Source organism: Devosia sp. A449 (assembly GCF_054489375.1).
The window spans coordinates 534,483-546,421 of the sequence record NZ_JBTMWU010000002.1; the positions used below are offsets into that span (position 1 = coordinate 534,483).

General features: G+C 64.1%; 10 protein-coding genes. 5 read left to right on the forward strand and 5 right to left on the reverse strand.

Going from position 1 to position 11,939, the window contains the following annotated elements; genetic code table 11:
* Positions 1-47: 47 nt before the first annotated feature.
* From lpxD to ACX3OW_RS08505, 4 genes are read left to right on the forward strand one after another with little or no spacing between them, the layout of a single operon-like run.
* Positions 48-1,076 (forward strand): UDP-3-O-(3-hydroxymyristoyl)glucosamine N-acyltransferase, encoded by a 1,029-nt coding sequence (gene lpxD, locus ACX3OW_RS08490; protein ID WP_459095317.1) that lies wholly within the window; start codon positions 48-50, stop codon positions 1,074-1,076.
* Positions 1,073-1,549: a 3-hydroxyacyl-ACP dehydratase FabZ gene (gene fabZ, locus ACX3OW_RS08495; protein WP_459095318.1), complete on the forward strand. Its 477-nt coding sequence runs from the start codon at positions 1,073-1,075 to the stop codon at positions 1,547-1,549. Before lpxD ends, fabZ begins: the two co-directional genes overlap by 4 nt.
* Complete coding sequence (lpxA, locus tag ACX3OW_RS08500; RefSeq protein WP_459095319.1) at positions 1,546-2,355, forward strand: acyl-ACP--UDP-N-acetylglucosamine O-acyltransferase; 810 nt, start codon at positions 1,546-1,548, stop codon at positions 2,353-2,355. Before fabZ ends, lpxA begins: the two co-directional genes overlap by 4 nt.
* Complete coding sequence (locus ACX3OW_RS08505) at positions 2,355-3,521, forward strand: lipid-A-disaccharide synthase (protein ID WP_459095320.1); 1,167 nt, start codon at positions 2,355-2,357, stop codon at positions 3,519-3,521. The genes lpxA and ACX3OW_RS08505 overlap by 1 nt, the downstream gene beginning before the upstream one ends.
* On the opposite strand, the gene gltA is transcribed toward ACX3OW_RS08505, so the two are convergent.
* Positions 3,497-4,786, reverse strand: a complete 1,290-nt coding sequence (gene gltA, locus ACX3OW_RS08510; protein ID WP_459095321.1) for a citrate synthase — start codon at positions 4,784-4,786, stop codon at positions 3,497-3,499. The genes ACX3OW_RS08505 and gltA overlap by 25 nt on opposite strands.
* 155 nt (positions 4,787-4,941) lie before the next feature.
* Positions 4,942-6,363: a glutamate--tRNA ligase gene (gene gltX, locus ACX3OW_RS08515; RefSeq protein WP_459095478.1), complete on the reverse strand. Its 1,422-nt coding sequence runs from the start codon at positions 6,361-6,363 to the stop codon at positions 4,942-4,944.
* 110 nt (positions 6,364-6,473) lie between these two features.
* On the opposite strand from gltX, the gene ACX3OW_RS08520 reads away from it, so the two are divergent.
* A complete protein-coding gene (locus tag ACX3OW_RS08520) occupies positions 6,474-8,513 on the forward strand; it encodes a ComEC/Rec2 family competence protein (RefSeq protein ID WP_459095322.1) in 2,040 nt (679 codons plus the stop codon).
* On the opposite strand, the gene ACX3OW_RS08525 is transcribed toward ACX3OW_RS08520, so the two are convergent.
* From ACX3OW_RS08525 to ACX3OW_RS08535, 3 genes are read right to left on the reverse strand one after another with little or no spacing between them, the layout of a single operon-like run.
* Positions 8,482-10,443, reverse strand: coding sequence for a beta-galactosidase (locus tag ACX3OW_RS08525; RefSeq protein WP_459095323.1), 1,962 nt, complete (start codon positions 10,441-10,443; stop codon positions 8,482-8,484). The two genes, ACX3OW_RS08520 and ACX3OW_RS08525, sit on opposite strands and share 32 nt — an antisense overlap.
* A gap of 8 nt (positions 10,444-10,451) precedes the next feature.
* Complete coding sequence (locus ACX3OW_RS08530) at positions 10,452-11,330, reverse strand: SMP-30/gluconolactonase/LRE family protein (protein ID WP_459095324.1); 879 nt, start codon at positions 11,328-11,330, stop codon at positions 10,452-10,454.
* Complete coding sequence (locus tag ACX3OW_RS08535; RefSeq protein WP_459095325.1) at positions 11,327-11,938, reverse strand: 2-dehydro-3-deoxy-6-phosphogalactonate aldolase; 612 nt, start codon at positions 11,936-11,938, stop codon at positions 11,327-11,329. Before ACX3OW_RS08535 ends, ACX3OW_RS08530 begins: the two co-directional genes overlap by 4 nt.
* Position 11,939: the final 1 nt, after the last annotated feature.

Here is an 11,939-nt window from a genome sequence, read left to right on the forward strand (position 1 = left end):
AGCCGCGGGGCGGTAGCGCCGCGGCTCAATTCTTTTTAAGTGACATCATGGTCGACACCCGTTTTCATCGTTTTGCCGGCCCGTCCACCATCGGTGCCATTCTCGCCACGCTTGGCCGCAGCGAGATGCTGACCGGGCTGGCCAATGCAGATTGGTCCGTTTCAGGGGTGACCGAGCTGGATCTTGCCGGTCCCGGCGATCTGGCCCTCGCAGCCCATACTGATTATGCCGAAGTGCTGCGCGCCACCGCTGCTGGCGCCGTGCTGGTCACGCCGGCGCTGCTCGAGATGGTGCCAGCGACCAGCATGGCCATTGTCAGCGACAAGCCGCATCTGCTGTTCGCCGAAATTCTCGATCTGCTCTATCCCGGCAATACCCGCGCCATACTCGCGGCTGGCCGAGATGACTTGGGCGAGCCGGTTTTCGAGCGCGATGTGATCATCGGCGCCAATGCGGTCATCGGGGCCGGGGTCGAGATCGGCCGTGGCACGGTGATCGGCGCCAATAGTGTCATCGGCGCTGGCGTCACCATCGGCCGCAACAGCATCATCGGCGCCAATTGCACCATCGACTGCGCCTATATCGGCAATGAGGTGGTGATCCATTCCGGCGTGCGCGTCGGCACCGAGGGCTTTGGTTGGCTAGATCACGGCCGGTCGAACCGCAAGGTGCCCCAGCTCGGGCGGGTGCTGATTCAGGATCGCGTCGAGATCGGCGCCAACTCCACCATCGACCGTGGCGCGCTGGGCGACACCATGATCGGTGAAGGCACCAAGATCGATAATCTGGTTCAGATCGGCCACAACTGCCGTATCGGCCGCAACTGCCTGATTGCCGCGATGAGCGGGCTATCGGGCTCCACCACTGTGGGCGATGGCGTGCTGATGGGCGGCGGCGTCGGTACCTCCGGTCATATGAGCATCGGGGCCGGTTCAATGGTGCATGGCCGCGCCGCCGTCACCAAGGACTGGCCGCCGGGCAGCAAACTGGCCGGTGCGCCGGCACAGGATATTCGAGATTTTTGGCGAGAAATCGCCACCATGCGGAAACTTTCCAAGGGGGAAAAGCGGGGATGACCGACAGCGCACCAGTGACCACCGAACTCGGGGCCATGAATATTGCGGAGATCCTGAAAAGCCTGCCGCACCGCTATCCGTTCCTGATGATCGACAAGATCATCAAGATCGACGGTGATGAGACGGCTATCGGCATCAAGAACGTCACGTTCAATGAACCGATCTTTCAGGGCCATTTCCCCGAGAACCCGATTTTTCCGGGTGTGTTGATCATCGAAGGCATGGCCCAGACGGCCGGCGCCATCGTCATCAAACATGACTCCGGTGGCGGCAAGAAGAACATCGTGCTCATGCTGGGTGTCGACAAGGCCAAGTTCCGCAAGCCGGCTGGCCCGGGCGACACCATCGAGTTCCACATCGCCAAGATCCAGCGCCGCCGCAATGTCGGGCGCTACGAGGCCAAGGCCATCGTTGATGGCACGATTATCGCGGAAGCCGAGATAACCGCCATGATCGTGGAGGCCGCTTCGTGAGCGGACCGAGCGTTCACCCGACAGCCATTGTCGGCCCGCTCGCCCGGTTGGGCAACGGCGTCAAGATCGGCCCTTATTGCATCGTCGGCGACCATGTCGTGCTGCATGACGATGTCGAGCTGATTTCCCATGTCAGCATTGATGGCCACACCGAAATCGGTGCGGGCACGCAGATCTATCCGTTTGCCTCGATCGGCCATACGCCGCAGGATCGCAAATATCACGGTGAGGCCTCGCGCCTAGTGATCGGCGAACGCTGCGTGATCCGCGAGTCGGTCACCATCAATCCGGGGACCGAGGGCGGCGGCATGCTGACCAAGATCGGCAATGATTGCCTGATCATGGCCAGCGCCCATGTGGCGCATGACGCGATCATCGGCAACAATGTCATCATGGCCAATTATGTCGGCATCGCCGGTCATTGTCAGATTGGCGATAATGTCATTTTTGGCGGCACCTGCGTCATCCACCAGTTCACCCGCATCGGCGCGCATGCCTTTATCGGCGCGCAGTCGATGGTCGATGGCGACGTCATTCCCTATGGCATGGCCGTGGGCAACCGCGCCGCGCTGACCGGGCTCAATCTGGTCGGGCTCAAGCGCAGCAAATTTGACCGCGAAGCCATTCACCGGCTGCGGGCGGCCTATCGGCTGATCTTTGCCAGCGAAGGCACGCTGCGCGAGCGGGTCGAGGATGCGGCCGAATTGTTCAAGGGCGATTCCTTGGTGCAGGATGTGGTTGCCTTCATCGTTGCCGCGTCGGATCGGCCGATTCTGATGCCCCGCAACGGCCACAGCACCGAGTAATGAGCGGGCAGGCGGGGCCGGCGGGCCCCGAGCACCTCAAGCTGTTCATCCTGGCCGGCGAACCCTCGGGCGACCGTATCGCCGCCGATCTGGTGATCCGCCTCAAGCGCATCGTGCCGCTGGCCATTATTGGTGTCGGTGGGCAGGAACTGGAGGCGCAGGGCCTGCGCTCGCTGTTCCCGATGCGCGATCTGGCGGTGATGGGGATCAGCGACGTGCTGCTGCGCCTGCCGCTGCTGCTGTGGCGCATTGAACAGACGGCCCGCGCCATCCGCGCCGCCAAGCCCGACATTGTGGTGCTGGTCGACTCCCAGGATTTTTCCCGGCTGCTGGCGCGTCGGCTGAAACAGCTGCGCTATGCCGGTACCCTCATTCTCTACGTTGCACCCTCGGTCTGGGCCCGCGCGCCGCAGCGGGCGGCCAAGCTCAAGCCGCTGTTTGCCGAAGTGCTGGCCGTGTTGCCCTTCGAGCCGGCGGTGATGCAGCGCCTTGGCGGTCCACCCACCAGCTATGTCGGCCATCCCGCCCTGGGCGAACGGCTTGACCGTGATGCGGTCGAGCAGGGGCCGCTGATCCTCTTGCCGGGGAGCCGCGAGGGCGAATTGCGCCGACATCTGCCGCTGTTCCGCCAGGTTGCGGCGCAACTGGCCAATCACCCGGCGGTTGACGGCATCGTCATTCCCACGCTGCCGGCGCTCGTCGAGCGGATCAGCCAGGAAGTGGCGGACTGGCCGGTGAAGGTGCAAATCGTCTCCGACCGTGCCGCCCGCGCGGCGCTATATCAGCGGGCGGTGATGGCACTGGCGGTCTCGGGCACGGTGACGCTGGAACTGGCGCTGGCGCGGGTGCCCATGGCGGTCAGCTATGTGATGGATGGGCCGCAGCGCGGCATTTATGCCCGGCTCGGCCGGCCGGCCGTATCCTTGCCCAATATCATCCTGGGACGTGAGGCTGTTCCCGAGCTGGTGCAGGATACGCCAGATGCGGCCGCGCTCGGCGGCGTGGTGCAGAACCTGCTCGACAACAAAAAAGCCCGCCAGGAGCAGATCGTCTGCTTTGGCGAGCTTGCGATGTTGATGGAAAGCGGCGAAGCCGATTTCCCGCGTCAGGACCCGGCGGACCGGGTCCTCGCCCATTGGGCTCAGCGGGTGCTGAGCGCCTCGTAGTCGCGGGCCGGAGCGCCGTTGTAGAGCTGGCGCGGACGACCGATCTTCTTCTGCGGATCGGCGATCATTTCCTTCCACTGGCTGATCCAGCCAACGGTGCGGGCGACCGAGAACAGCACGGTGAACATCGAGGTCGGGAAGCCGATAGCCTCGAGGATGATGCCCGAATAGAAATCGACGTTCGGATAGAGCTTGCGCTCGATGAAGTAGGGGTCTTCGAGCGCGATCTTTTCGAGCTCCTGGGCCACCTGCAAAGTCGGATTATTGTGCACGCCCAGCAGGTCGAGCACTTCCTTGGCGGTCTGCTGCATCACCGTCGCGCGCGGGTCGAAGTTCTTGTAGACGCGGTGACCGAAGCCCATGAGCTTGAAATTGTCGCTCTTGTCCTTGGCGCGCGCGATGAACTCGGGAATGCGATCGACGGTGCCGATTTCCTTGAGCATGTTGAGCGCCGCTTCGTTGGCGCCGCCATGCGCCGGACCCCAGAGGCAGGCAACGCCGGCGGCGATGCAGGCGAAGGGGTTGGCGTCGGACGAACCGGCCAGGCGCACGGTCGAGGTGGAAGCGTTCTGCTCGTGATCGGCATGCAGGGTGAAGATCAGATCCATCGCCTTGGCGATGGTCGGGTTCACCTGGTAGGGCTCGGCTGGAACCGAGAAGCACATATGCAGGAAGTTCGACGCGTAATCGAGATCGTTGCGCGGATAGACGAAGGGCTGGCCGACCGAATATTTATAGGTCATGGCGGCAATCGTCGGCATCTTGGCGATCATGCGGATCGAGGCGATCTCGCGCTGCTGCGGATCGTTGATGTCGGTGGAGTCATGGTAGAAAGCGGCCATGGCGCCGACCACGCCGGTCATCACTGCCATCGGATGCGCATCGCGGCGGAAGCCACGGAAGAAATAATGCATCTGCTCATGCACCATGGTGTGGCGCGTGACGATGTCGCTGAATTCCTCAAGCTGGGTCTTGGTCGGCAGCTCGCCATACAGTAGCAGATAGCAGACTTCGATATAGGAGCTTTTTTCGGAAAGCTGGTCGATGGGGTAGCCGCGATAGAGCAGTTCGCCCTTGTCACCGTCGATATAGGTGATGGCGCTGTCGCAGGCTGCCGTCGAGGTAAAGCCCGGGTCGTAGGTAAACATCCCCGTCTTGGCATAGAGCGAACGAATATCGATCACATCCGGGCCCACCGAGCCGGACAGCACCGGGAATTCGTGGGTCTGGTCCCCGATGACGAGTTTGGCGACTTTGTCGGTCATTGAGCTCTCCTCGATGGCCCCGAACCCCAGTCTGGAAGGGATTTCGGTAAGGGCGGGGCCGCATAATGGCAGTCTGGAATGGCTCGGTGAGGGGTATCAGTTTTTGCCCCTCCGAGGCAACTTATGGGTAAGCAAGGCTTACCCTCCTATTAGCACTAGACAGCGCCGATTTGATCCTCCAGCCGGGCCATACTTTCGTCGCGTCCGATGAGCACCATAACTTCAAAAATGCCCGGCGAAACAGTGCGTCCGGTGAGCGCGGCGCGCAATGGCTGCGCCAGTTTGCCGAGCTTGAGTCCCTTGGCTTCGGCCAGCAAGCGCATGGCCGCGTCGATGGTCGGCACCGACCATTCATTGAGCCCGCGCAGCACATCGGCCATGTCCTTGAGCACAGTGCGCGTGTCGGTGGTCAGCAGCGCTGCGGCGGCCGGCTCAATGGCCAGCGGGCGCACGGCATAAATGAACTGGGCCAGGTCGATCAGCTCCAGCACCGTCTTGGCGCGCGGCTGCAGCTCGGGCAGGGCGGCCAGCACCGTGTCCTTGTTGACGGAGAGGCCATCGACGTCGACCTGGCGGCCGAGTTCGATCGCCGTCGCCAGCATCACGTCATAGAGATAGGCCGGAGCGGCTTCGCGGATATAGTGGCCGTTGATGTTTTCCAGTTTGACGAAGTCAAACCGCGCCGCACCCTTGTTGAGCGCGTCGAGGCTGAACCACTCGACCATTTGCTGGGTCGAGAAGATTTCGTCATCGCCATGGCTCCAGCCGAGCCGGGCCAGATAATTGCGCAAGGCTTCGGGGAGATAGCCCAGCTGGCGGTAGGCTTCGACGCCCAGCGCGCCGTGGCGCTTGGAGAGCTTGGCGCCATCGGGACCATGGATCAGCGGGATATGGGCCATCTCCGGCACGGTCCAGCCCATCGCATTGTAGATGATGATCTGGCGGGCGGCATTGGTCAGGTGGTCGTCGCCACGGATGATGTGGGTCACGCCCATGTCGTGATCGTCCACCACCACAGCATGCATATAGGTCGGGGTGCCGTCCGAGCGCAGGATGATGAAGTCATCCAGGTTTTCGGTCTTGAACACCACCTTGCCCTGCACATGGTCGTCGACGACGATATCGCCGCTGACCGGGGCCTTGATGCGAACCACGGGCGCCACGCCAGCCGGCGCTTCGCTCTGGTCGCGGTCGCGCCAATAGCCGTTATAGCGCGGCGGCTTACCGGCAGCGCGGGCTTCTTCGCGCATCTGGTCGAGCTCGGCGGGCGAGCAATAGCAATAATAGGCGTGGCCGAGCTTGACCAATTCATGGGCGACTTCGGCGTGGCGCGCGGCGCGGCCGAACTGGCTGATCGGCTCGCCTTCCCAGTCGAGGCCCAGCCACTTGAGGCCATCGACCAGCGCCACCACGGCGGCCTCGGTCGAGCGTTCGCGATCGGTGTCCTCGATGCGCAGCAGCATCTTGCCGCCCTGGTTCTGGGCAAAGGCCCAGCTGAACAGGGCCGTGCGGGCACCACCGATATGGAGATAGCCGGTGGGAGAAGGGGCGAAACGGGTTACGACCTGGGACATGATACCGGAATGCTTGGAGGATTTTGCCGCCGTGTGTAGCATAGCACGGCACGAGCGCAAGGGCGGGGGCAAGCCGGGTGCAGGGGCGCGGAACACGCGAGCGTACAGCCGGCGTGGCGCATGCGCCGGCGCCATGGCTGGCTGTCGATGTGGCAATAGCCGCGCGGCGGCTATTCGTGCTGCTGCCCTTCGCCATGATTGCCGGTCTCGTTGTCTATGCCGGGCTGCCCTTTGAGCCGGAACACTGGGCGCTGGCCGGGGTGGCTGTCGCGCTGGCATTGAGCGCGGTCTGGCTCTGGCGGTCGCCGGCATTGCTGCTGCTCGGTCTGGTTATCGCCTTCTGGGCCGGGCTTTGCCTGTTGCCGCTGCATGGGCTGTGGTTCGGCACCTCGATGCTGGCGCGACCGGCCTACGGGCTGTTCGAGGCGCGGGTGGATGAGATTGTCTCCGCCACCGCCGAGACCCGCCGCATCGTGGTGTCGGAGCTGGTGCCGGTGGCGGGGGATCGGCCGGTGCGGATTGCCAAGGCGCGGCTGGTGGTGCCACCGACGCCGCCGCTAGCCCCCGGTGACATTATCCGCGCCAATATGCGACTGGCCCCGGTGCCGGGGCCGATCCTGCCGGGGGCGTTTGACGGGCAGTTCCACGCCTATTTCGCCGGCATTGGCTCCTATGGCACGGTCACCAGCGGCTTTGAACTGGTGGCACGCGGCAGCGAGTTGGACGCGACCCGCGCCGTGGAAAGCCTGCGCATGAGCATCGGCGGCCGGATCGATGCGGTGCTCGATGGTGCTTCGGCGGCGATTGGGCGGGCCATGGTGGTGGGCGACCAGAGCGCCATTGACGACGAGACGCGCAAGGTGATGGCGGCCTCGGGGCTGGCGCATATCTATTCCATCTCGGGGCTGCACCTCTCCATCGTCGCCGGCGGCATGTATTTTCTGCTGCGGCTGCTACTCGCCTCGATTCCGGCGACGGCGATGCGCTGGCCAGTGAAGAAAATCGCGGCGCTGGCCGGCATTGTTGCGGCGGCGGGCTATCTGCTGCTGGCGGGGGGCATCGCCAATGTTCCGGCCTTGCGCTCCACCATCATGCTGGGGCTAGTGTTCGGCGCGGTGCTGGCCGGGCGGCGGGCGCTGACCATGCGCAATGTCGCCATCGCGGCGCTCGCCATCATTCTCATCGATCCGGCCAGCGTGTTCCGCGCCAGTTTCCAGCTATCCTTCGCCGCCGTGGTGGCGCTGATCGGCATTTATGAATTGCCGCGCGGCGCGCCACCCGAAGATCGCTCCTGGGGGCTACGGCTGTGGGCGACGGTCTGGGCCACGGCGCTGACCAGTTTCATTGCCGGCACGGCCACATTGCTGTTTTCGGCCTATCATTTCCAGCAGACCGCCCCGCTTGGGGTAATCGGCAACGTGCTGGTGCTGCCGGTGGTCAGTCTCGTCATCATGCCGTTTGCCGTGCTGTCCGTGCTGGCCATGCCGTTCGGCGTGGAGCGGCCCTTCGTCATGGCGATGGGCTGGGGCATTGACCGCATGGTGGACGGGGCAGAGCTGGTAGCGGGCTGGAGCGAGGGCCTGACCGGTAACCCGTTGCTGACCCATTGGGCGCTGTTGATCGGGCTGGCGGCGCTGGCCTGGTTCGCCTTTCTCAATAGCTGGTGGCGCATGCTTGGCCCGGCCGTGGCGGTGCCGCTTATCCTGCTGGTTGGGCTCGATCAACGGCCCGATCTGCTCATCGCCGATACCACCCAGGCGGTCGCGCTACGAACCGAGACGGGCATGGGGCTGGTGACGGGCCGCGCCGGCAGCTTTGCCGTGGATGTGTGGAGCGAGCATTATCAGGAGGTGATTGCGGGGGAGGTGCAAGGAGCGCGCTGCGATAGTCTGGGCTGCATCGCCGGAACCGATGCATTCTCGGTCGCGGTGATCCGCAATGCGGCGGCGTTTGCCGAGGATTGTGGCTTGCACCAGTTGATCGTGGCCCGGATGCGTGCGCCGGTGACCTGCGGCGGCGGAGCGGTGATCGACGCCGATGCGCTGGCGGCGGGCGGGGTGCATTGGGTGCGCTGGGATGGAGCGGCGGCGCGGTTCGAGATCCGCACCGCCATTCCCAATCTCACGCGCCCGTGGCGAGTTTTGCCACCGTGACGCCGGCGGGCGGCATCTCGGCCGTCCCCAGCACATAGCCGGTCTCATCCTTGGCCGGGTTCAGCGTCGCCGGCTGCGCGCCGTAGTTCACATAGATGCGCCAGCCATCGCGGGTGCGGCAGCGAACGCCGGCGGGCAAGGCGAGGGTCGGCAAATCGACCTCGGCGATCAGATAATCCGCCACGCGCTGCACCAGCGCCTTGGTGCCACTGGCGCCGAGATAGAACAGCTTGCCTTGTGACACCAAGACCGGCCAGCCTTCGACGTCCTCGATCACCACATTGGCCTTGGTCTCAATGCGCTCGCGCCAATGGCGCACCGCGCCGCCGCCACCACGAACCTCGACATCGGTGCCGGGGCCGATGCTGTCGACGCGCGTCACCTTGACGTCGAGCAGATTGCTCGGCAGGTCCGGCGCCAGCGTAGCGGGAATGGCGAAATCTTGGGTCTTGGAGCCCGAGCGCGGGCCGATCAGCACATGGCCCTCGAATTCGGTGATAGCGCTGCGCAAATCGTCATTCCAGGCGAACAGCGCCGGAATGGCGACAATGTCGTAGCCGGCAAAGCTCTTGGTGCTGGGCGGCAGGATGTCGATATCGACGCCATGCTTGCGGAAGGCGGCATAGAGCGCGCGGACATGGGCACCATGGGAAAAGCCCTTGGCCTGCGGCTGGATTTCCCAGGCCCATTCGCTCTGGTAGTCATAGACAATGGCCACGCGGCCCTTGCTGGCCGTGCCGTCGATGCCAAGGCTTTGCAGTTCCTGCGCCACCTGCATGGCTTCGTGATAGGCCGGCGCCGGTTCGCTATCGGGCCGCAGCAGGCCGGCATGCATTTGTTCTTGTGCGAACGGCGCTTGCCGCCAGCGGAAATACGACACCACTTCGGCGCCATGGGCGATGGCTTCCCAGGCCCACATCCGGGCCATGCCGGGCAATGGATCGGGGTTGAAGTCGGCCCAGTTCACGGGCCCGGGCTGCTGTTCCATGATCCACATGCGGCCATGGCCGACGGCGCGATAGAGGTCGTGGTGGAAGGCGGCGTTGTCGGGATCGCCCTGCCGCATATAGAGCCGCTTGAACTCGTCCGGTTCGTCGCTGGTCGCCAGATGCCCCAGCGGATAGGAATCCCAGCTCGCTATGTCGAGCGTTTCGGCCAAATCGTAGTGGTCGAACTCGGTGTAGCGGCTCATGAAATTATGGATCACCGGCAGGTCGGGCCGCGCCGCCTTGAGGATGTCGTACTGCACCTTGTTGAAGGCAGCGACCTGATCGGAGGCAAAACGGCGGAAATCGAGATCATGCGCTGGCGCGGCCTCGCAGACCAGCAGATTGGGCAGCTCCACCTGATCGAAGCGGTTATATTCCATCGACCAGAACACGTTGCCCCAAGCTTGGTTCAGTGCGTCTACCGAGCCATATTTCTCGGCCAGCCAATTTTGGAAACCTTCCTTGGCGGCCGGCGAATAGGAATAGGTGGTGCCGTGGCAGCCATATTCATTGTCGGTCTGCCAGGCGGCCAGCGCGGGGTGATTGCCGACTGCTTCCGCCAACAGCCGCGTGATGCGGCCGGCTTCTTCGCGATAGCCAAGATGGCTGAAATCATAGTGACGGCGCGAGCCAAAGCCCTTGCGCCGACCTGCCGCGTCGACGGCCAGCATGTCGGGATGCTTGTCGATCATCCAGCGCGGCGGGGTGGCGGTCGGCGTGCCGAACACCACCTTTAGTCCGTGCCGACCCAGCACATCCATGGCGCGGATGATCCAGTCGAAAGTCAGCTGCCCCGGCGTCGGCTCCAGCTTGGACCAGGCGAATTCGCCAATCCGCACCCAGGCAATGCCGACCTCGGCCATGCGGGCCGCATCGCGCTCCCACATCTCCTCAGGCCAGTGTTCCGGATAGTAGCAGACGCCGAGGGCAGGGCTGGTCATGGCGGATCTCAGAGGGTGATGGGCGTTTCAGGCTGGCCGGCGACGTCGACCTCGATGGCAAGCAAACCGCCGGCGACTTTTTCAGCGGCCAGCTGTTCGGCACTCATGCCTTTGTTGGCGGTGGTGATGAACAGGGTTTTGAGGTCCGGCCCACCAAAAGCGGGGCAGGTGACCTGGCTTACCGGTACTTCGACAATGCGGTCGATGGAGCCGTCCGGCGCGTGGCGCACCACGCAGGAGCCGCCCCATTTGGCGTTCCACAGATAGCCTTCGCTATCGACCACGGCGCCATCGGGATAGCCGCGCCCGTCGGCGACATCGGCAAACAGCGTCCATTCGCCCACCGGCAGGCCGGTATCGGGATCGGTCGCCACCTGCATGATCTTGCGGGTAGGCGTGTCGGTCCAATAGGCGATGCGGCCATCGGGCGAAAAGCAGGTGGCGTTGGGAATGGAAATGCCCGATTTGAGCGTGGTCAGCGTCCCGGCGCGATAGTGATAGACCGAGCCGATCGGGGATTCCGGTTCGCTCTTGGTCATGGTGCCGATCCAGAACGCGCCGGATGGATGCACCCGGCTGTCATTGGTGCGCGTCGCCGGATTGTCGGCTTCAATCTCGTTGATCCGGTTCATGCCGCCTGTGTTCAGATCGAACTCCTTGAGGCCGGTTTCGGTGGCCAGCGCCAGCGTGTGGTCATCGATGATGGCAGCGGCGGCCACGATCTCGTTGAACAGCCAGCTATCGGCAATCTCGCCGGCCGCCGTCACCGCGAACAGCGTCTGCTCGTTGATATCGAAAAAGAACAATTGCTGGCGGCCAGCATGCCAGATCGGGCCTTCGCCCAGGGCACACTGGCTGTCGATCAAAAGGCGCGCGGTCTGGGTCACTGAGCGGCTCCCGCGTCATAGGCGGTGACGGCCGCGGCGGCACGCTCGGCCACCTGGGCGACGCTCATGCCGGGCTTGTAGATATAGGTGCCGAGGCCGAAGCCGACGCAGCCAGCGGCGAAATATTCATGGAAATTGTCGGGGTTGGCGCCACCCACGGCATAAAGCGGCAGCTCGGGCGGAAGCACCGCCTTCATCGCCTTGATGCCCTTGGGACCCAGCACTTCGGCCGGGAAGAATTTGAGACCGGTCGCACCGGCATGTACCGCGCGGAACGCGTCGGACGGGGAGAAGACCCCCGGATAGGAGCGCAGGCCCCGGCGCACCGTCTCGGCGATGACATCAGTGTTGGTGTCGGGCGAGACGATGAAACTGCCGCCCGCTTCGGCCACAGCGGCGACATTGGCGGTGGTGAGAACCGTGCCGGCGCCGATAGCGGCCTGCTGGCCCAGCGCCTTGACGGCGAGGGAAATGCTGGTCAGCGCATCGGGCGAATTGAGCGGCACTTCGATCATGGTGATGCCGGCGGCGACTAGCGCCTCGCAGACGCCCACAGTTTCGGCCGGCGTAATGCCGCGCAGGATGGCGATGATGTGACGATGGTTCATG

Excerpts from the sequence above, each read along its gene's own strand:
- lpxD (WP_459095317.1), top strand. The coding sequence starts at position 48 with ATGGTCGACACCCGTTTTCATCGTTTTGCCGGCCCGTCCACCATCGGT.
- fabZ (WP_459095318.1), top strand. The coding sequence starts at position 1,073 with ATGACCGACAGCGCACCAGTGACCACCGAACTCGGGGCCATGAATATT.
- ACX3OW_RS08505 (WP_459095320.1), top strand. The coding sequence starts at position 2,355 with ATGAGCGGGCAGGCGGGGCCGGCGGGCCCCGAGCACCTCAAGCTGTTC.
- gltA (WP_459095321.1), bottom strand. The coding sequence starts at position 4,786 with ATGACCGACAAAGTCGCCAAACTCGTCATCGGGGACCAGACCCACGAA.
- ACX3OW_RS08525 (WP_459095323.1), bottom strand. The coding sequence starts at position 10,443 with ATGACCAGCCCTGCCCTCGGCGTCTGCTACTATCCGGAACACTGGCCT.
- ACX3OW_RS08535 (WP_459095325.1), bottom strand. The coding sequence starts at position 11,938 with ATGAACCATCGTCACATCATCGCCATCCTGCGCGGCATTACGCCGGCC.